Consider the following 20829-nt stretch of genomic DNA (forward strand, 5'->3'; position numbering starts at 1 on the left):
GGGCAAGTCTCTTACATATTCAACGCGCGCTTGTCGACGGCCAGCGCCGCCTCACGCATCACTTCGGACAGCGACGGGTGCGGATGGCAGATACGACCGATATCTTCAGCAGCTGCCTTGAATTCCATCGCCACGACCGCCTCGGCGATCAGATCCGAGGCGTTCGGGCCGACGATATGCACGCCCAGGATTTCGTCGGTCTTCGCATCGGCGATGACCTTGACGAAGCCGTCGGACTGCCCGATTCCCAGCGCACGGCCGTTGGCCATGAAGGGGAACTGCCCTGCCTTGACGTCGCGGCCTTCGCTCTTCAACTGCTTCTCGGTCTTGCCGACCCAAGCGATTTCCGGCGACGTGTAGATCACCCACGGAATGCAGTTGTAGTCGATATGCGGCTTCTGGCCGTCGATGATCTCGGCGACCGCGACGCCTTCGTCCTCGGCCTTGTGCGCGAGCATCGGCCCACGCACCACGTCGCCGATCGCATAGACGTTCGGCGCGGAAGTGGCGCAATGCGCATCCACCGGAATGAAACCGCGCTCATCCGCCTTCAGGCCAATCGCTTCCAGACCCAGGTTATCGGTATTCGGCACGCGGCCTACCGAGACGATCAAGCGGTCCGCTTCCAGCGTCTGTTCCTTGCCTTCGCTGTCCGTGTAGGCAATCGACACCGATGCGTCGCCGGCCTTGACTTCGCCGATCTTCACACCGAGATGGATCTTCAGGCCTTGCTTCGTCAGTTGCTTGCTCGCTTCCTTGGCCAGCGAATCGTCCGCCGCGCCCAGGAAGGCCGGCAACGCTTCCAGGATCGTCACATCGGCGCCCAGACGACGCCAGACCGAACCCAGCTCCAGACCGATGACGCCGGCGCCGATCACGGCCAGCTTCTTCGGCACGCTGTCGAACGCGAGCGCGCCTTCGTTGTCAGAGACGATCTTGTTGTCGACCGGGAGCGTCGGCAGATGGCGCGCCTTCGAACCGGTGGCGATGATCACGTACTTCGCCGAGACCGACTCGTTGCTGTCGCCGCTGACTTGAATTTGATAGCCCGCATCGGTCTTGCCGGTGAACGTGCCATGCCCCTTCAGCCAAGTGATCTTGTTCTTGCGAAACAGGAACTCGATACCCTTGGTCATCTTCTCGACGATGCCATCCTTACGCCCATGCAGCGTCGCCAGATCGAGCGACACGCCGGACACATTGATGCCATGCTCGCCCAGATGGTGCGATGCCTTCTCGAATTCTTCCGACGAGGCCAGCAGCGCCTTCGACGGAATGCAGCCGACGTTCAGGCAGGTACCGCCCAACTTCAGCTCGCCCTTGGGATTCTTCCACTTTTCAATACAGGCGACCTTCTTGCCAAGCTGCGCCGCACGGATCGCGGCGATGTAACCGCCGGGGCCGCCGCCGATGACGACGACGTCAAATTCCTGGGACATAACGCTCCTCTATGTGTTCTTCCTTGGAGCCGGCACGGCAGGTCCGCGCGGCGCGCGGGCCTGGCATCCGCTGCCGGGCAAAATCGCTGTCGCCACGATGCGCGCGGCACCTACCCGCTGACGAGTAGAGACCGGGACGCTGCACCGTGTGCGCGCAGACGGATCAGATGTCGAGCAGCAGGCGCGCCGGATCTTCCAGCGCATCCTTCATCGCCACCAACGACAGCACCGCTTCGCGGCCGTCGATGATGCGGTGATCGTAGGACAGCGCGAGGTAGTTCATCGGACGGATGACGATCTGGCCGTTTTCGACGACGGCACGATCCTTCGTCGCGTGCACGCCGAGGATGGCCGATTGCGGCGGGTTGATGATCGGCGTCGACAGCATCGAGCCGAACACACCGCCGTTCGAGATCGAGAACGTACCGCCGGTCATGTCTTCGATCGACAACTTGCCTTCCTTGGCCTTCTGACCAAATTCGGCGATCTTCTTCTCGATGTCCGCCACGCTCAGCTGATCGGCATTGCGCAGGATCGGCACCACCAGACCACGCGGCGAACCCACCGCGATCCCGATGTCGAAATACCCGTGATAGACGATGTCGTTGCCATCGATCGAGGCATTGACCAGCGGGTACTTCTTCAGCGCGTGCACTGCCGCCTTGACGAAGAAGGACATGAAGCCCAGCTTCACGCCGTGTTCCTTCTCGAAGTGATCCTTGTACTTGCTCCGCAGATCGATCACGGGCTTCATGTTCACTTCGTTGAACGTCGTCAGGATCGCATTGGTCTGTTGCGATTGCAGCAGACGCTCGGCGATACGCGCACGCAGACGCGACATCGGCACACGTTGCTCGGTGCGACCGTCCAGCGCTTCGCTGACGCCGGCCGGTGCCTTCGGCTGCGCCAACGGTGCGGGTGCGGCCTTCGGCGCGGCACCGGCTTGGGCGGACAGCGCGTCGCCCTTCGTCACGCGGCCGTCACGGCCGGTGCCGGAGACCGACGACTCCGGAACGCCCTTCTCGGCGAGGATCTTTGCTGCAGCCGGCGAGGCCGGGCCCGACGACGAGGCCGGTGCGGCTTCCGGCTGTGCCGCCGGCGACGGTGCCGGCGTGGCGGCGGGCTTCGCTTCCGGTGCGGCTGCGGCGGCTGCCGGTGCTGCGGCGCCTGCCTTGCCTTCCGTGTCGATCTTCGCCAGGACTTGCTCGGACTTCACCGTTTCGCCGTCGCCGATCAGGACTTCCGACAATACGCCCGATGCCGGTGCCGGCACTTCCAGGACAACCTTGTCCGTTTCAATCTCGATCAGGATTTCATCGGCCGTGACGGCGTCACCGGCCTTCTTCTTCCACGTGATCAACGTTCCTTCGTCGACCGATTCCGAAAACTGGGGAACTAAGACATCTTTGAGAGCCATAACGCTTCCTGGACAATACAGTAAATGGATGGACGGGGGACGTGCGGGGCCGCGCAGGCGCATATCGAAACGCAAGACGCGCACGGCACGGCGCGCGGACCGCCTCGCCCTCCGATGTCGCCGCCAACCCCATGCTGGCAAGCTTTCGTGACACCGGTGTGCGAGGCGCAGTTCGCGCCGCTATTGCTTTACTTGGTCATTGCGCCTTTGAGGCGGCCGAACGCGCCCTCGACCAGCGCCTTCTGCTGCTCGTAGTGCTTTGCGTAATAGCCGACGGCCGGCGATGCCGATGCCGGACGGCCGCTGTATGCCAGCTTCTGCCCTTCCTTCAGCGCCTCGAACAGGTGATGTTCGACGTAGAACCACGGACCCTGGTTTTGCGGCTCGTCCTGCACCCAGACGATCTCGGCCAGATTGTCGTACTTCTTGCACTCGGTATCGAAGGCCTTGTGGGCAAACGGATAGAGCTGTTCGATGCGGACGATGGCGACCTGCGCATTCGTCTCGCGGCGATGTGCGACCAGATCGTAATAGACACGACCCGAGCAGACGATCATCCGCTTGACCTTGCTGGCTTCCAAAGGCTTGTTGTCGGTCACATCGCTGCGATCGCCGATCACCGGCAGGAAGGTGCCCGATGCCAATTCGTCCAAGGTGCTGATCGCTTCCTTGTGACGCAGCAGGGACTTCGGTGTGAAGACGATCAGCGGCTTGCGGAACTGACGGATCATCTGACGACGCAGCACGTGGAAAATCTGTGCCGGCGTGGTCGGCTGAACCACTTGCATGTTCGAATCGCCGCAGAGCTGCAGGAAGCGCTCCATCCGTGCGGACGAGTGTTCCGGACCCTGCCCTTCATAACCGTGCGGCAACAACATCGTCAGGCCCGACACGCGGCCCCACTTCACTTCGCCGCTCGAGATGAACTGATCGATGACGACCTGGGCACCGTTGACGAAGTCGCCGAACTGCGCTTCCCAGGCCACGAGCGTATTCGGTTCGGCCGTCGAGTAGCCGTATTCGAAGCCCAGCACCGCCTCTTCAGACAGCACCGAGTCGATCACCGTGAAATTGGCTTGATTCGGCGACACATTCTGCAGCGGGATGTACGTACCGTCGTTCCAACGCTCACGGTTCTGATCGTGCAGCACGGAGTGGCGATGCGAGAACGTGCCGCGGCCACTGTCCTGTCCGGTCAGACGCACCGCGAAGCCGGCAGCGACCAACGAGGCGTAGGCCAGATGCTCGCCCATGCCCCAGTCCAGCGGCTTCGTTCCTTCGGCCATTTCGCGGCGATCGCTGATGACGCGATTGACCAGCGGGTGAACCTTGAAGTTTTCCGGATAGGTCGTGATGGCACTGCCCAGACGCTTCAATTCAGCCAGCGGCACTTGCGTATCGGCGGCGTCGGTCCACTTCTTATTCAGGAACGGCGCCCAGTCTTGCGCGTACTTGCTCTTGTAGTTCGACAGCACCGGATCGACGGTGTGATGCCCTTCGTCCATCGCGGTACGGAATGCCTTGACCAGCTCGTCCGGACCTTCGGTCGGCAATACCTGCTGCGCAACCAGCTTTTCGGCGTACAGCGCACGCGTACCCGGATGCTGTGCGATCTTCTTGTACATCAACGGCTGCGTCACCGCCGGCGTGTCCTGCTCGTTGTGGCCGAGCTTCCGGAAACACACGATATCGATGACGATGTCTTGATGGAAGGTCGCCCGATAATCGATGGCCAGCTCGACGGCGAACACGACCGCTTCCGGGTCGTCGCCGTTCACGTGCAAGACCGGTGCTTCGATCATCTTGACCACATCGGTACAGTACAGCGTCGAGCGCGAGTCGCGCGGATCCGACGTCGTGAAACCGATCTGGTTATTGATGACGATGTGCACGGTGCCGTGTGTGCCGTAACCGCGCGTTTGCGCCAGGTTCAGCGTTTCCATCACGACGCCCTGACCTGCGAAGGCCGCGTCGCCGTGGACTTGCACCGGCAGCACTTCGCGGCCTTCCAGATCGCCGCGGCGATCGAGACGCGCCTTCGCCGAGCCTTCGACCACCGGGTTGACGATTTCCAAGTGCGACGGGTTGAACGCCAGCGACAAGTGGATCGGACCCGATTCGGTGGCGACATCGCTCGAGAAGCCCTTGTGATACTTGACGTCACCGGCCGGCAGATCGTCGACATGCTTGCCTTCGAATTCGGCAAACAGATTCGCCGGCATCTTGCCCAGCGTGTTGACGAGCACGTTCAGGCGGCCACGGTGGGCCATGCCGATCACGACTTCCTGCACGCCGACCGACGCGGCGCGCTGCACCAGCGCGTCCATCGCGACGATGAAGCTTTCCCCGCCTTCCAGCGAGAAGCGCTTCTGACCGACGTACTTCGTATGGAGGTAACGTTCCAGACCTTCCGACGCCGTCAGACGCTCGAGGATACGGGTCTTCTTCTTCGCATCGAACTTCGGCGTCGAGCGCGTGCCTTCCAGATTTTTCTGGAACCAACGCTTTTGCTCGGGATCGCTGATGTACATGTACTCGACACCGATGGTGCCGCAGTACGTGTCACGGAGGTCCTGGAGGATTTGACGCAGCGTGGCGGTGTCATAACCGAAGTACAGGCTGTTCGCGCTGAACTTCTGATCCATGTCCGCTTCGGTGAAATCGTAGAAACCGGGTTCCAGTTCCTTGATCGCAACACGTTCCTGGCGCTTCAACGGATCCAGATTGGCCCAACGGGCACCGAGGAAACGGTATGCACCAATCAACGCTTGCACGAAAACTTGTTTGCCGGCCGTCGCCAAGCCGCTTTCGCCGGTGCGCGGCGTGAAGCCGTTGCCGCGAGCGCGCTGCTCGAACGATTCGACGATGGGGCGGTGGGCGACGTCGTTGGTGGCGCTGCCATCGGCCGCTGGGACGTGCTGCAGCGCGTCGAAGTAGTCGCGCCACGTATCCGGGACGGATGCCGGATTGTCGAGATACAGCTCGTACATTTCTTCAACGTACGACGCGTTGCCGCCGAACAGGTAAGAGTTCGACTGAAATTGCTTCATCATTTTTACACGCTCACTTTTCTTCGAGTTTCTCGAGAAATAGCGGGTTACAGAAACCTTCCGCGACACGGCCTGACCGTTTGGCGGATTGCGAATCAAGTAGTGCTTGGAAGGACCGAGCTTCTTATTTTCAAAGCATAGCACGGATGGCCTATGCCCTGCGTCATGCCGTCGCACTTTGCGATCTGTCTAGTGCTGGGTTCTCCACCTATTGACAAGGCAATATAAATCATCGCGTCACCCCACCCTCGGTGTGGCTTTTCTGACGCGATGCGACAGCCGCATTATCGTCCGTTTAAAAACCGACGCAAGGGGGCGTTACAACTGCTAACCCACGTCTTTCCCGCGCAACATGCAAAAAAGCCAGCTGCGCCATCGTTATCCGATGAGACAGCCGGCTTTTGCCGTGCCAGGGTCCCGTCAGGGACCGCAACAGACTATTTACTCACGCGACGAACGCTTGCGCTCGTGTTCCTTCAGGTAGCGCTTGCGGATCCGCACCGATTCCGGCGTCACTTCGACCAGCTCATCGTCATCGATGAACTCGACCGCGTATTCCAGCGTCGTCTTGATCGACGGCACCAGGCGCACCGCTTCGTCGGTACCCGACGAACGGACGTTGGTCAGCTGCTTGCCCTTGATCGGATTGACGACCAGGTCATTGTCGCGGCTGTGGATACCGATGATCATGCCTTCGTACAACGGATCGCCCGGCTCGACCAGCATGCGGCCGCGGTCCTGCAGCTTCCACAGTGCGTAGGCGACGGCATCGCCATCGTCCTGCGAGATCAGCACGCCGTTACGACGTTCGCCGATCTTGCCTTCCTTCGCCGGCTGGAAGCCATTGAAGGTGTGGCTGATCAGGCCCGTGCCGCGCGTCAGCGTCAGGAATTCGCCTTGGAAACCGATCAGGCCACGGGCCGGGATCAGGTATTCCAGACGCGTACGGCCGCGGCCGTCCGACACCATGTTCGACAGCTCGCCCTTACGACGACCCAGCTCTTCCATCACGCCGCCCTGGTGTTCGTCTTCGACGTCCACGGTCAGGTTTTCGAACGGCTCGTGCTTCACGCCGTCGATTTCCTTCATGACCACGCGCGGACGCGACACGCCCAGCTCATAGCCTTCGCGACGCATGTTTTCGATCAGGATGGTCAAGTGCAGTTCACCGCGACCCGACACTTCGAACGAGCCTTCTTCGTCCGTATCCTTGACGCGCAGTGCCACGTTATGGCGCAGTTCGCTGTGCAGGCGGTCACGGATCTGACGGCTCGTCACGTACTTCGTCTTCTTGTCCCGGCCGGCCAGCGGCGAGGAGTTGACCATGAAGTTCATCGTCAGCGTCGGTTCGTCGACGCTGATCAGCGGCAGCGGTTCCGGCGTACCGACGTCGCAGATCGTCGCGCCGATGCTGATGCCTTCGATGCCGTTGATCAGCACGATGTCGCCGGCTTCGGCCGACGGCAACTGCACGCGATCGACGCCCGAGAAACCTTGGACCTGATTGATCTTGCCGTTCTTCGGCTCGTCATCCGCGCCGAATTGATAGGTGACGTTCTGACCCGGCTTGATGCGACCACGGTTGACGCGACCGATACCGATCTTGCCCAGGAAGGTCGAGAAATCGAGCGACACGATCTGCAACTGCAGCGGCGCATCCGGATCGGCCGGACGCACCGGCACGTGCTCGAGAATCGCTTCGAACAGCGGGCGCATATCGCCTTCGCGGGTTTCCGGGTCGAGGCTGGCATAGCCGTTCAACGCCGATGCGTAGACGACCGGGAAGTCCAATTGGTCTTCGGTGGCGCCCAGCTTGTCGAACAGATCCATGGTTTCGCCATGGACCCAGTCCGGACGTGCGCCCGGACGGTCGATCTTGTTGATCACGACGATCGGGCGCAGGCCCATGGCCAGAGCCTTCATCGTCACGAAGCGCGTTTGCGGCATCGGACCGTCGACGGCATCGACCAGCAGCAACACGGAGTCGACCATCGACATCACGCGCTCGACCTCACCGCCGAAGTCGGCGTGGCCCGGGGTGTCGATGATATTGATGTGCGTACCTTCGTACTCGACCGCGCAATTCTTCGCGAGAATCGTGATGCCGCGTTCTTTTTCAATATCGTTCGAATCCATCACCCGCTCGGCGGTCTGTTGGTTCTCACGGAAAGTGCCCGATTGACGGAGCAGTTTGTCAACCAGCGTGGTCTTGCCGTGGTCGACGTGGGCGATGATGGCGATATTGCGTAGCGCGCGGGTCATTGGTGAACTCAGAGGGGAACTCGGATGCGTGAAAATGGGGTCCGCGTCGGCAGTGATAGTGAGTTGACGACATCACCCGACGCTTCGGTCTGAACCGAACCTAAAAAAGGGGCCAGACCGGGCGACCGCCACCATACCGAAAAACGACTGCGGAATCGGTATTGCAACTGCCTGCTCTGCACATTTTCTAGAACCCGTGAGTATAGCACCGATAAGTGACAGAGTCGCCTCTCACGCCGGGTAAATCGGGAATTGCCCGCCCATCGTCCCACCGCACGCGATTTTTCCACCGCGTGTGGGTACCGGGCAACACTCGCGCCACGCCCGCCTGCGTGGCGCTTTCACCGACAAATACATATTACTTGCAGGGCCTTCCTCCGCCTCGTTGCCAAGGCTAATGAAGGCGCCTATACTCCGTGCTCATTCAATCATTGCATTTGCACGCATCTCCGTTTCTCCCCTATGGCAACGACGCCCTCCCCGCTGGACCGACCGCCTCCCGAAGACTTCGAGTGGTGTCTCGACGAGTCTGTCGGCTATTTGATGGCTCGCGTGCGATCGACGATGGCCAGCGAGACGAACCAGCTGACCGTCGCCGAGCTCGATATCACCAGCACCCAGGCGAGCATTCTCTTGCTGCTCAAGCGCGGCGCCCTGAGCGGTGCCGATCTGGCACGCGAATACGGATTGGATGCCAGCGCCGTGACGCGACTGCTCGACAAGCTGGAGCGGCGGGGCCTGGTCACACGGGTTCGCAGCAGTGCCGACCGGCGTGTCGTCAATTTGCAGCTGACCGATGAAGGCCGGCTGATCGTCGCCCGGCTCAAACCGCTCTATATCCAAGTCATGGAGCGGATGCTGGCCGGCTTCACCCAGGAAGAAGCGGGATTTCTCAAGAGCTTGCTGCGACGCATCATCGTCAATTGCGAACAGCCTCGAACGGCGCCGCCGTTGGCGGGGACACCGGCGGTCGCGTCGCAGCGGCAGGTCAAGGCGGCAGAGCGCGCGGCAGACCGTGAATCAGGGGGAGACGGATCATGACAAAAAGATTGCAACGTCCACTATTTTTCGACCAACCAACACCGGCAATGACAGCAATTCGACCTGCACGGCCCGCATTCCGGGCGGTGCTGCTGGCCAGCGCGACCGTCAGCTTGGCGCTGTCGGGCTGCGCTAATTACATCGGCATTCATAGCGACAAGAAGCCGGCGGAACTCGCACAGTACGACTCGGCGCAGAGCCTGCCCCTGCAGGGCGGCAACTGGCCGACGATGCAATGGGCCGCGGCCTTTGGCGACGCCCAACTGCAGACGCTGATCGACGAAGGCATCGCAAACAGCCCATCGATCGCCGAAGCCCAGGCGCGCCTGAATCAGGCCGTCGCCTATACCGGCAGCGCCGGTGCCGCGCTGTTGCCGCATGTGAATGCCAGCTATTCGCTGACGCGCGAGTTGTATTCGGGCAACGCGCTGTATCCGCCGCCGTACGGCGGAAGCTGGTATACCGAGAACAACGTGGGCGCCACGGCGTCCTATGAACTCGACCTGTGGGGCAAGAACCGCAACGGCCTGAAGCAGGCCATTTCGCAGGAACGTGCAGCCCTCGCCGAGACGCAGGAAGCGCGGCTGACGCTGGCCGTCTCGATCGCACAGGCTTATAGCGCGCTGGCGCGCCAGTACGCGCTGTTGGACGTGGCGAAGGAAGAGTCGCAACAACGCCAGGACATCGGCACGATCAGCCGCACGCGCTTCGATGCCGGCCTCGACACGCAGGTGGAAACGCGCACGTCGGAAGCCGATCTGGCCAGCACGCGCACGCAGATCAGTCAGCTCGAAGGGGCGATCGTCGTCACGCGCTATCAATTGGCGGCACTGCTCGGCAAGGGCCCGGATCGCGGCTTGCAGATCGCGCGACCCACGCTCACAACGCTCGCCGCGCCAGACGCTTATGCGTTGCCAGCCGACCTTCCGGCCAACCTCGTGTCGCGTCGTCCCGATATCGTCGCCGCGCGCTGGCGTGTGGAAGCGGCGATGTCGGGCGTCAAGGTGGCCAAGGCCAACTTCTATCCGAATTTGAATCTGCGCGCGGCCTTCGGTTTCGACGCGTTCGGCTTCGGCGATTTTCTGAAGTTCGGCAGCCGACAGATTCAGGTCGGCCCCGCCATCGATCTGCCGATCTTCGATGCGGGCGCCCTGCGCGCGCAGTTGAAGGATCGCTACGCGATGTTCGACAACGCCGTCGCGACTTATGACAGCACGCTAGTCCAGTCGCTGAACGACGTCGCGACGCAGGTGGCGCAGATCCGCTCGACCGAGCGCCAACAGACGGACGCGCAAGCCGCTTACGGCGCCGCGGAAAAGGCTTATAGCCTAGCCGTGATCCGCTACAAGGGCGGCCTGTCCACGCAACTGCAAGTATTGAATGCCGACCAGTCGCTGCTGGCGCAGCGCCAGACGGTGGTGTCGCTCGATGCGCAGCGGCGCGATCAGCAGATCGCCTTGATCAAGGCGCTCGGTGGCGGCTTCGATGCCAATGCGGACATGCCGGATATCAAGCCGGGCGGCGCGATCGGCGCGGCACCGGCCTCGGACGCCACCGCGTCCGTCAGCGCGGCCCGCTGATAGCGACGAGATGACAAGGCGGCCCCGCTGTCGGGGCTGAAAAAAAGCAAAGACGCGCACGTCCATCTCACAACGTGCGCCGGACAAGGTCTAAGAGGGAGTCAAGCATGAGTTCGAATCAACCGGCCGCCGGGGCGCCCAATCAAGCCCCGAGTCAGGCTCCGAATCAGGGGCAGCCTGGCGGCCCGGCACCGCAACAAGCCAAGCCGTCGTCGGGACGTCGCAAGCTCTGGCTGGCGATTGTCGCGCTGATCATCATCATCGCCGCCGTCGCCTACGGCTTCTACTACTTCCTGGTCGCGCAGTTCCATGAAGAGACCGACGATGCCTACGTCAACGGCAATGTCGTGCAGATCACGCCGCAGGTCACCGGGACGGTCGTCGCGGTCAATGCCGACGATACGCAGACGGTGAAGGTCGGCGATCCGTTGATCCGCCTCGATGGCGCCGACGCGAAGGTCGCGCTGGAACAAGCGGAAGCGGGTCTGGCGCAGGCAGTGCGCCAGGTGCGCACGCTGTACGCGAACACGGGCGCCTATCAGGCCACCGTCGCCGAGCGCGAATCGGATCTCGCCAAGGCGAAATCCGACTTGACGCGTCGCCTGGCGATCGCGCGTACTGGCGCCGTCTCCGCGGAAGAAATTTCGCATGCTCGCGATGCGGTCAGCGGCGCGCAAGCGGCCTTGAACGCAGCCAAGCAGCAATTCGCCTCGAACCGTGCCTTGACGGACAACCTGACGGTTTCCGATCACCCGAACGTCAAGCTTGCCGCCGCGAAAGTGCGCGATGCCTATTTGAGCTATGCGCGCAACACGCTGCCGGCACCGGTCAGCGGCTTTGTCGCCAAACGTTCGGTGCAAGTCGGCCAACGCGTGTCGCCGGGTACGCCGCTGATGGCGATCGTGCCGCTGACCGATGTGTGGGTGGACGCGAACTTCAAGGAAGTGCAACTGCGTAAGGTCCGGATCGGGCAGCCGGTCGAATTGACCGCCGACGTCTACGGTTCCGATGTCGTCTATCACGGTCGCGTGCAAGGCTTCTCGGCCGGTACCGGCAGTGCGTTTTCGCTGCTGCCGGCGCAGAACGCGACCGGCAACTGGATCAAGGTCGTGCAACGCCTGCCAGTGCGCATCGCCTTGGATGCAAACGAGCTGAAAAACCATCCGCTGCGTATCGGTCTGTCGATGAACGTCGATGTCACGACGCACGATCAGAACGGCGGCCTGCTGGCCAGCACGAAGAACACCGTCTATCAAACGGACGTGTTCGCCGAATACGGTGCGCAAGCCGATGCCGAAATCGCCAAGATCATCGCCGACAACGTTGCGGTGCAGGGTTCGGCGAAATCGAAGTAAGTAGCACGAAAGACGCCGGTCGGCCCGTTTCGCCGTCACCGACGTCATCCCTAGAACGTATCGCGTATCGCGACGACGCGCCGTCATCGCACGCACCGCGTTATGGCGGCGGCCCGTGAGGGACCGCCGCCGCACCGAGTTCATCCATGACCTCCCCCTCTTCCGCGCCGTCCGCTCCGCGCGGCCCGGCCGCATCGACGCCGCCCGCGTCCCCCGCACCAGCTAGTCCCGGTGCCGCCCATCCGCCGTTGAGCGGTGGCGCACTGGCGCTGGGCACGATTGCCGTGTCGCTGGCCGTCTTCATGAACGTGCTCGACACGTCGATCGCCAACGTCTCGATCCCCGCCATTTCCGGCGATCTGGGCGTGGCGTCGGACCAGGGTACCTGGGTCATCACGTCGTTCGCCGTGGCCAATGCGATCTCGGTGCCGCTCACCGGCTGGTTGACGCAGCGGATCGGTCAGGTCCGTCTGTTCTTCTGGTCGATCGTCCTGTTCGTCATCGCCTCGTGGATGTGCGGTCTCGCGCCGACATTGCCTTTTCTGCTCGCCTCCCGCGTGCTGCAAGGCGCCGTGGCGGGTCCGATGATTCCGCTGTCGCAGACCTTGCTACTGGCCAGCTATCCGAAGGCAAAAGCGCCGATGGCACTGGCCTTATGGTCGATGACGACGTTGATCGCGCCGGTCGCGGGCCCGATTCTGGGCGGCTATATTTCGGACAACTATAGTTGGCCCTGGATTTTCTATGTGAATATCCCGGTCGGGATCGTCGCCGCCGCCGCGACGTGGGCGATTTACCGCAAACGCGAATCCGCGACGCGCCGGCTGCCCATCGACACGGTAGGGCTCGGCCTGCTCATCGTCTGGGTCGGATCGATGCAGGTCATGCTCGACAAAGGCAAGGATCTCGACTGGTTCAGCTCGACGACGATCGTCGTCCTGGCGCTGGTCGCCGTCGTCGGCCTGGTGGTGTTCGTCATCTGGGAACTGACGGCCACGCACCCCATCGTCGACCTGTCTCTGTTCGCCACGCGCAATTTTACAGGGGGTACCGTGGCCTTGGCCGTCGGCTATGGCTTGTATTTCGGCAATCTGGTCCTGCTGCCGCTGTGGCTGCAAACGACAATCGGCTATACCGCGACGGCAGCCGGCCTGGTGATGGCACCGGTCGGCGTGTTTGCCGTTCTGCTGTCACCGCTGACCGGGAAGTATATGTCGAAGACGGATCCCCGCTATATCGCGACGGCCGCCTTCGTCGTGTTTGCCGTGGTGTTCTGGATGCGCTCGCGCTACACGGTGGATGTCGACACGTTCTCATTGACGCTGCCCACGCTGTTGCAGGGTGCGGCATTGGCGGGGTTCTTTATTCCGCTGGTCACGATCACCTTGTCTGGCTTGCCCGGCCATCGGATGCCGGCGGCGTCCGGACTCTCGAATTTCGTGCGGATCATGCTGGGAGGCGTGGGTTCGTCGGTATTCACGACGGCCTGGGATCGACGCTCGGATCTGCACCATGCTCAGCTGACCGAGCAGGCGAACGCATACAACCCGATTTTCAATCAGAGCGTCGATCAGATGCAGGCGCTGGGGATGACGCACGAGCAGGCTCTGGGAACCTTCGACCGCCTTGTAAATCAACAAGCGGCGACGATGGGCGTCAACGACCTGTTCTATCTGTCCGCGGGTGTCTTCCTCGCGTTGATCGGGCTGGTCTGGATCACGCAACGGCAGCGCGCTTCGGCTGGCGCCGATGCAGCGGCGTCGGGCGCGCACTGAAGACGTGGGATCGACAGCGCCGCGTAAGGCGCGCTGTCGTTCGCGGTAAGCGACGACGCGGCACAGGTCGGCAGCAACAGGGCCGCCGTTCCGCATTGCGCTGAAATCAGCCGCCGGTTCCGATCAAGCGCGCCGGGGCCAATAAGCCGTCGTCCCAGTTTGCGGTTCCCAGCAGTCGAGGTGCGGCTGCATCGGCGGCATACACGCGCACCAGACCGGCATACCCTTCCGGCATATCGACAGCGCCCGCCGCGAGCCGCAAGCGCTGCCCATGCAAGAAGCGTGTGCTGAACGCTGCATCGAGCGTCACTTGCGGCAGTCTTTGTAGCAGCGCGTCCACCGGTTGCAGGCAAGCAGAGATCGCCGCCGTTGCGGCTTCCGCTTGCCGTTCTCGAACGTCATCGCTCGTCTCGCCGCCCTCTTTCGCGCCCCACACGGCATCGGCCCGTTCCTGCAACGCATCGAGGGTGATGGCGTCGTCGATCGACAACGTCGCCACACCGGTGCGTCGCAAGGCGATCAGGTAGGCACCGCACCCCAAGGCCTCGCCGAGATCTTCCGCCAAGGTGCGCACGTAGGTGCCCTTGCTGCATGTCACGCGAAACCGCACCTGCCCGTCCTGCAGCAATGGCCCTTCATCGGACAACACCGTCAGCGCGAGGATCTGTACTTCACGTGCCTCGCGCTCGACTTCGACGCCGGCACGCGCGTACTCGTACAGCGGCTTGCCGTCGCGCTTCAGCGCAGAGTACATCGGCGGCACTTGCGCGATGGTCCCCGTGAAGCGCGCGAACACCGGCGCGAGTTGCGCGAATGTCACCTCGACCGGACGTCGATCGATGATCTCGCCCTCGGCGTCGCCGGTCGTCGAGCGCGCGCCCAGTTGCATCGTCGCCTCGTAGGTCTTATCCGCGTCGAGCAAGTCCTGCGAGAACTTGGTCGCCTCGCCGAAACAGACTGGCAACAGCCCCGACGCCAGCGGATCGAGCGTGCCCGTATGGCCCGCTTTTTTCGCCCGCAACATGCCCTTGGCCTTGATCAACACATCGTTACTCGACAGCCCCAAGGGCTTGTCGATCAACAACACGCCATCCAATAAAAGACGCGGTCGCATCGGACCGCGTGCAGGACGCTTCATACCGGCTTCATTCCTTTGCGCGCGTCGCATTCGCCTGGTCAATCAATTTCGAAATCTCGAATGCATTGGCCAGTGTTTTATCGTGATGGAAATGCAGCGTCGGCACCGTATGAATGTGCAGACGCTTGAACAACAGATTATGCAGATAACCGGACGCGTCGTTCAGCGCCTTCTGCGTCGCCGCCGTATCTTCGGACAGCGTCGTGAAATAGATCTTCGCATGCGCGTAGTCGGGTGACAGCTCGATGCTCTGGATCGTGATCAAGCCCACGCGCGGATCCTTGATCTCGCGCATGATCAGCTCCGACAGGTCCCGTTGGATCTGATCGGCAATCTTCGTGGAGCGATCGCCGCCACTGCGTTTTTTCGTTGGCATCGTATGCCTCCTGCATACCGGCCCGGTCAATGACCGTTCCAGCAAAAGAAAAAGGGTGGAATCAGGGAGAGATACCGCGCTTTTTCAAGCACCCTCCTGAATCCACCCTCGTTGTCTGTTCACCTCACCGGCCATCGCGGACCAGCAGGTGAACGGCGTCGACTGCCCGCCGATTACAGCGTCCGGGCGACCTCGGTGATCTCGAACACTTCCAACTGGTCGCCTTCGGCGATGTCGTTAAAGTTCTTGACCGACAGACCGCACTCGAAACCGCCGCGCACTTCCTTCACGTCGTCCTTGAAGCGCTTCAACGAATCCAGCTCGCCCGTGTGGACCACGACGTTGTTGCGCAGCACGCGGACCAGCGACGTGCGCTTGACCACACCGTCGGTGACCATACAGCCGCCCACCGCACCGATCTTCGGCACGCGGAACACCTGACGCACTTCGACCGTACCGGTGATGACTTCGCGCTTCTCCGGCGCCAACATACCGGACATCGCTGCCTTCACTTCATCCACAGCGTCATAGATGATGTTGTAGTAGCGGATGTCCACGCCGTTGCTCTCGGCCAGCTTCCGCGCCAGCGCATCGGCCCGCGTGTTGAAGCCGATGATGACCGCCTTCGAAGCCGTCGCCAGATTGACGTCGGATTCGCTGATGCCGCCCACTGCAGCGTGCACGATCTGCACGCGCACTTCGGACGTCGACAGCTTGAGCAGCGACTGCACCAACGCTTCCTGCGAACCCTGCACGTCGGCCTTGACGATCAACGGCAGCGACTGCATCTCGCCTTCGCCCATGTTCTCGAACATGTTTTCCAGCTTTGCCGCCTGCTGCTTCGCCAGCTTCACGTCGCGGAACTTGCCCTGACGGAAGTTGGCGATTTCGCGCGCCTTGCGTTCGTCCGGCATAACGATGACTTCTTCGCCCGCCGCCGGCACTTCCGACAAGCCCTGGATTTCCACCGGAATCGACGGTCCAGCCGACTTCACCGACTTGCCCGTCTCGTCCAGCATGGCCCGAACCCGGCCGTAGGCCGAGCCAGCCAACACCATGTCGCCACGGTTCAAGGTACCCGAGGTCACCAGGATCGTTGCCACCGCACCGCGGCCCTTGTCGAGCTTGGCTTCGATGACGAGACCCTTGGCCGGCGTTTCCACCGGTGCCTTCAGTTCCAGCACTTCGGCTTGCAACAGCACGTTTTCCAGCAGATCGTCGATGCCCTGACCGGTCTTCGCCGACACGCCGATAAACGGTGCATCGCCGCCGTACTCTTCCGGCACGACGCCTTCCGCAACCAGCTCCTGCTTGACGCGGTCGAGGTTGGCATCCGGCTTGTCGATCTTGTTCATTGCGACGACGATCGGCACTCCGCCCGCCTTCGCGTGGGCAATGGCTTCCTTCGTTTGCGGCATCACGCCGTCGTCGGCCGCCACGACCAGAATAACGATGTCGGTCGCCTTCGCACCGCGAGCACGCATGGCCGTGAAGGCCTCGTGACCCGGGGTATCGAGGAAGGTGACCACGCCACGCGGCGTTTCGACGTGATAAGCGCCGATATGCTGCGTAATGCCGCCGGCTTCGCCCGCCGCCACTTTGGCGCGTCGGATGTAGTCCAGCAGCGACGTCTTACCATGGTCGACGTGACCCATAACGGTCACCACCGGCGGACGCGGCAACGATTCCGCATTCGCATGCGTATCGCCGTCGTCCGTCAGCAAGGCTTCCGGATCGTCCAGCTTCGCGGCAACGGCCGTGTGACCCAGTTCTTCGACGACGATCATCGCCGTTTCCTGGTCCAGCGGCTGATTGATCGTTACCATCTGACCCGACTTCATCATGATCTTGATGACTTCGGATGCCTTAATCGACATCTTGTGCGCGAGATCGGCGACCGTGATGGTCTCCGGCACGTGCACTTCGCGGATCACTGGCTCGGTCGGCGCCTGGAACGACGAGTTGTCGCCCTGGTGACGATTGCGTCCCTTCGGACCGCCGCGCCAATTGCGATCGGCACCGCCGCTCGCATCGCCGCGCGTCTTCAGGCCGCCTCGACGCTTCGACGCATCGTCCTGCCAACCGCCCTTGCCCTTCTTCTTGTCCGCAGCGCCGGCAGCCGGTGCCGTCGTGGCCGGTGCGGCAGCCGGGCGCGTCTCGCGCTTGACCGCCGTCCCTGCCGCGCCTTCCGGCCGCGCCGGACGATGCAAGGTGCCCTTGCCGTCGGCCGTCTTCGCGCCCGGTGCGGCGCCAGCGGCAGTCGCCGCGTCCGCCGCCGGTGCCGCCGGCTTCACGACCGGCACTTCCGCAGGCTTCGGTTCGACGACCTTCGCCTTGCGCGGCGTGTTCATCATTTCACGGATGGCCGCGGCTTCCGCCTCGGCACGCGCACGACGACGCGCGATTTCATCCTGCTCGGCTTGCACGGCCTGACGCTTCTCGACCGCTGCCTGTTCGGCGGCGGCGCGGGCGTCTTCCGCGGCCTTCTTGTCGGCGGCACGCTTCGCGGCGGCCGCTTCTTCGTCACGGGTACTCTGTTCCACGCTCGACGTATCCTGCTCGACGGCACGCGCGGCCGACTCTACTCGTGCGGCGGCGCCCACTTCCTTGCGATGCGCCTCGAGACGGGCCGCCTCCGCGGCAGCTTCCGCAGCGCGTTGCGCCGCCTCTTCCTCTGCGCGACGGCGAACGTCCTCGGCAGCGCTCTCGCGAGCGCGGCGCGCCGCTTCCTCACGCTCCATGGCTTCCTGGCGTTCGCGCAGTTCGGACGCCTGACGTTCCAGAGCCTCCGCTTCGCGACGCGCCTCTTCCTCGCGGCGAGCGAGTTCCGCGGCCTGCACCGGATCGATCTCTTCTTCTTGAGCGACCGCCGCCTGCGCGCCTTCACCCGCTTCGTCGTCACGCTTGACGAATACGCGTTTCTTCCGCACTTCGACCTGAATGGTACGAGCCCGCCCTGTCGAGTCCGCCTGCTTGATTTCCGATGTTTGCCGACGGGTCAGCGTGATCTTGCGCTTGTCGCCCTCGGCATCGGAGCCGTGCGAGCGGCGCAGGTGCTCGAGCAGGCGGGCCTTGTCCGCCTCGGACACGGCATCGTCCGCGCTACGCTTCTGCACCCCTGCTGCTTGCAATTGCTCGAGGAGCACGCCGGCAGGCATCTTCAGTTCAGCGGCAAATTGGGCTACGTTGTTACTCGCCATTCATCCCTCTTGGAAGCAAGGAGCGGCGCTCCCTGCGGTTATACGTGCACGTTCCCGTGCGTCATGCGTATTCGTCTGCGCATCATGCGGCCCGCATGGTTTGCGCCGGCGACGGAGACCGGTCTGGCCCCCGTGCATCGATCGTCGCGTACATCGGTGTCATTGCGTCATTCTTCGGACGTGAACCAATGTTCGCGGGCCTTCATTACCAGCTCCGTGGCGGCTTCATTCGACAAACCGGTCAATTCGACGATTTCGTCGACGGCCAGCTCGGCCAGGTCGTCACGCGTCTGGATCTGATTTTCGTGGAGCTTCGCCAGCAATTCAGGCGTGATGCCATCGAGGGTTTCCAGCTCGGGAACGATGTTCTCGGCCTTTTCCTCGTTCGCGATCGCCTGAGTCAGCAGCGCGTCGCGTGCACGGTTACGGAGCTCATTGACGGTGTCCGCGTCGAATGCTTCGATTTCAAGCATTTCGTTCAACGGCACATAAGCGATTTCTTCGAGGCTCGTAAAGCCTTCGTCGATCAGGATGTCCGCAACTTCTTCATCGACATCCAGCCGCGCCATGAACAGCTCGCGCAACCCCGCGCGCTCCTTGTCCTGCTTCGCAGCCGACTCGTCCGGCGTCATGATATTGATTTGCCAGCCGGTCAACTCGCTGGCGAGGCGCACGTTTTGGCCGCTGCGGCCAATCGCGATGGCAAGCTCGGTCTCGTCGACAACGACGTCCATCGAGTGCTTTTCTTCATCGACGACGATCGACTGCACCGCCGCCGGCGCAAGCGCGCCGATGACGAACTGTGCAGGATCCTCCGACCATAGCACGATGTCAACGTTTTCGCCACCCAACTCATTGCGCACCGCCTGTACCCGCGAGCCGCGGATACCGACACAGGTGCCGATCGGGTCGATCCGTTTGTCGTAAGCCACAACCGCGATCTTCGCGCGCATGCCCGGGTCGCGGGCCGCCGCTTTGATCTCCAGCAGGCCCTGCTCGATTTCCGGCACTTCCATCTCGAACAGCTTCATCAGGAATTCCGGCGCCGTACGCGACAGCTCGATCTGCGGACCGCGTGCGGTACGATCGACCTTCGTGATGAACGCCCGCGCACGGTCGCCCACGCGCAGGTTTTCCTTCGGGATCATCTGATCGCGACGCAGCAAGGCTTCGACACGGCCGGTCTCAATCACGAGATTGCCCTTGTCCATCCGCTTTACGGAACCCGTCATGATCTGGTCGCCGCGCGCCAGGAAGTCATTCAGGATCTGCTCGCGCTCGGCATCGCGGATGCGCTGCAGGATCACCTGTTTCGCGGCCTGCGCGCCGATACGGCCGAATTCGATCGATGCCACCGGCTCCTCGATGAATTCCTCGAGGGCGATATCGGCCTGCTGCTCTTTCGCTTCGAACAGCAGAATCTGCTTGTCCGGCTCTTGCAGGCCTGCCTCGTCGGGCACGACCAGCCAGCGGCGGTACGTCTGGTGCTCACCGGTGGTCCGGTCGATCTCCACCCGAACCTCGACGTCGCGGTCGTAAAGCTTCTTGGTGGCGGAGGCCAACGCAGCTTCGAGCGCGCCGAAGACGACGTCCTTGTCCACGTTCTTCTCGCGAGCGAGCGCGTCCACCAGCATCAATACTTCGCGACTCATTGTTTGCGGCTCCTAAAATCCACGTGAGGCACCAGCCGCGCACGATCGATTTCCGCCAACGTGAAATCGAGCATCGCAGGGCCGGTCGTCCCCTCAAATTCCAAACCGATATTTTCGCCTTGCGGGGCTTGCAAAATGCCCCGGAACTGCTTGCGGCCATCCAGCGGGCGCTTCAGCGTCACCGCCACTTCCGACCCGGCGAAGCGGACGAAATCGGCCAGCTTCCGGAGCGGCCGGTCCAGGCCGGGCGACGAGACTTCAAGGCGATCGAAGTCGATGTTCTCGACCGTGAAGACGTGCTGCAGTTGGCGCGTCACCTTCTCGCAATCTTCGATCGCGATGTGCGCGTCGCCAGACGGGAAGTCGATGTAGACGGTCAGCAGCCCGCGGCCCGACCGTTCGAGGTCGACCAACTCATAGCCCATGCCGGCCAGAGCCGTTTCAATCAATTCGGTCAGTTGCACATACACCCCAATACGCTTTGCGGCGGCCCGCTCGACAGCGTGCAAAACGTCCGCGCAAAAAAAAATGGGCACACGCCCAT

At 62.5% G+C, this 20829-nt stretch carries 13 protein-coding genes; 4 read left to right on the plus strand and 9 right to left on the minus strand.

Features of this window, described 5'->3' with window-relative positions; genetic code table 11:
- Positions 1-11: 11 nt before the first annotated feature.
- The 4 genes from lpdA to typA all read right to left on the minus strand — a co-directional run bounded on the left by lpdA (position 12) and on the right by typA (position 8168).
- Positions 12-1439, minus strand: coding sequence for a dihydrolipoyl dehydrogenase (gene lpdA, locus ABEG21_RS10370; RefSeq protein WP_347554546.1), 1428 nt, complete (start codon positions 1437-1439; stop codon positions 12-14).
- A 163-nt stretch (positions 1440-1602) separates the two neighbouring features.
- Positions 1603-2856, minus strand: coding sequence for a 2-oxoglutarate dehydrogenase complex dihydrolipoyllysine-residue succinyltransferase (odhB, locus tag ABEG21_RS10375; protein ID WP_347554547.1), 1254 nt, complete (start codon positions 2854-2856; stop codon positions 1603-1605).
- Between the two features lie 188 nt (positions 2857-3044).
- On the minus strand, positions 3045-5909 hold the full coding sequence (locus ABEG21_RS10380; RefSeq protein WP_347554548.1) for a 2-oxoglutarate dehydrogenase E1 component: 2865 nt from the start codon (positions 5907-5909) through the stop codon (positions 3045-3047).
- Positions 5910-6347: 438 nt separating this feature from the next.
- Positions 6348-8168, minus strand: a complete 1821-nt coding sequence (gene typA / locus ABEG21_RS10385) for a translational GTPase TypA (protein WP_347554549.1) — start codon at positions 8166-8168, stop codon at positions 6348-6350.
- Positions 8169-8630: 462 nt separating this feature from the next.
- Here typA and ABEG21_RS10390 point away from each other — a divergent pair, with 462 nt between their 5' ends.
- From ABEG21_RS10390 to ABEG21_RS10405, 4 genes are all read left to right on the plus strand, one after another.
- Positions 8631-9209, plus strand: a complete 579-nt coding sequence (locus tag ABEG21_RS10390) for a MarR family transcriptional regulator (RefSeq protein WP_347554550.1) — start codon at positions 8631-8633, stop codon at positions 9207-9209.
- A gap of 47 nt (positions 9210-9256) precedes the next feature.
- The gene (locus tag ABEG21_RS10395; RefSeq protein WP_347554551.1) at positions 9257-10789 is read left to right on the plus strand and encodes an efflux transporter outer membrane subunit; all 1533 of its coding nucleotides are present in this window, start codon (positions 9257-9259) and stop codon (positions 10787-10789) included.
- Between the two features lie 107 nt (positions 10790-10896).
- A complete protein-coding gene (locus tag ABEG21_RS10400; protein WP_347554552.1) occupies positions 10897-12144 on the plus strand; it encodes an efflux RND transporter periplasmic adaptor subunit in 1248 nt (415 codons plus the stop codon).
- Between the two features lie 146 nt (positions 12145-12290).
- Positions 12291-13919, plus strand: a complete 1629-nt coding sequence (locus ABEG21_RS10405; protein WP_347554553.1) for a DHA2 family efflux MFS transporter permease subunit — start codon at positions 12291-12293, stop codon at positions 13917-13919.
- 106 nt (positions 13920-14025) lie between these two features.
- Here ABEG21_RS10405 and truB read toward each other — a convergent pair whose 3' ends face one another.
- The 5 genes from truB to rimP form a co-directional block, all read right to left on the minus strand.
- A complete protein-coding gene (gene truB / locus ABEG21_RS10410; protein ID WP_347554554.1) occupies positions 14026-15057 on the minus strand; it encodes a tRNA pseudouridine(55) synthase TruB in 1032 nt (343 codons plus the stop codon).
- A 7-nt stretch (positions 15058-15064) separates the two neighbouring features.
- Positions 15065-15433: a 30S ribosome-binding factor RbfA gene (gene rbfA, locus ABEG21_RS10415; protein WP_347554555.1), complete on the minus strand. Its 369-nt coding sequence runs from the start codon at positions 15431-15433 to the stop codon at positions 15065-15067.
- A gap of 173 nt (positions 15434-15606) precedes the next feature.
- A complete protein-coding gene (gene infB / locus ABEG21_RS10420; RefSeq protein WP_347554556.1) occupies positions 15607-18633 on the minus strand; it encodes a translation initiation factor IF-2 in 3027 nt (1008 codons plus the stop codon).
- Between the two features lie 167 nt (positions 18634-18800).
- Entirely contained in the window at positions 18801-20285 is a 1485-nt protein-coding gene (gene nusA / locus ABEG21_RS10425) for a transcription termination factor NusA (RefSeq protein WP_347554557.1), read from the minus strand.
- Positions 20282-20749: a ribosome maturation factor RimP gene (gene rimP, locus ABEG21_RS10430; protein WP_347554558.1), complete on the minus strand. Its 468-nt coding sequence runs from the start codon at positions 20747-20749 to the stop codon at positions 20282-20284. Before rimP ends, nusA begins: the two co-directional genes overlap by 4 nt.
- Between the last annotated feature and the right edge of the window lie 80 nt (positions 20750-20829).

The sequence above is a fragment of the Robbsia sp. KACC 23696 genome, from assembly GCF_039852015.1.
GTDB lineage: Bacteria > Pseudomonadota > Gammaproteobacteria > Burkholderiales > Burkholderiaceae > Robbsia.

Coding starts and splice junctions, on each gene's coding strand:
- ABEG21_RS10380 (WP_347554548.1), bottom strand. CDS start 5,909: ATGATGAAGCAATTTCAGTCGAACTCTTACCTGTTCGGCGGCAACGCG.
- ABEG21_RS10400 (WP_347554552.1), top strand. CDS start 10,897: ATGAGTTCGAATCAACCGGCCGCCGGGGCGCCCAATCAAGCCCCGAGT.
- lpdA (WP_347554546.1), bottom strand. CDS start 1,439: ATGTCCCAGGAATTTGACGTCGTCGTCATCGGCGGCGGCCCCGGCGGT.
- nusA (WP_347554557.1), bottom strand. CDS start 20,285: ATGAGTCGCGAAGTATTGATGCTGGTGGACGCGCTCGCTCGCGAGAAG.
- ABEG21_RS10405 (WP_347554553.1), top strand. CDS start 12,291: ATGACCTCCCCCTCTTCCGCGCCGTCCGCTCCGCGCGGCCCGGCCGCA.
- truB (WP_347554554.1), bottom strand. CDS start 15,057: ATGAAGCGTCCTGCACGCGGTCCGATGCGACCGCGTCTTTTATTGGAT.
- typA (WP_347554549.1), bottom strand. CDS start 8,168: ATGACCCGCGCGCTACGCAATATCGCCATCATCGCCCACGTCGACCAC.
- ABEG21_RS10395 (WP_347554551.1), top strand. CDS start 9,257: ATGACAGCAATTCGACCTGCACGGCCCGCATTCCGGGCGGTGCTGCTG.
- infB (WP_347554556.1), bottom strand. CDS start 18,633: ATGGCGAGTAACAACGTAGCCCAATTTGCCGCTGAACTGAAGATGCCT.
- rbfA (WP_347554555.1), bottom strand. CDS start 15,433: ATGCCAACGAAAAAACGCAGTGGCGGCGATCGCTCCACGAAGATTGCC.
- odhB (WP_347554547.1), bottom strand. CDS start 2,856: ATGGCTCTCAAAGATGTCTTAGTTCCCCAGTTTTCGGAATCGGTCGAC.
- ABEG21_RS10390 (WP_347554550.1), top strand. CDS start 8,631: ATGGCAACGACGCCCTCCCCGCTGGACCGACCGCCTCCCGAAGACTTC.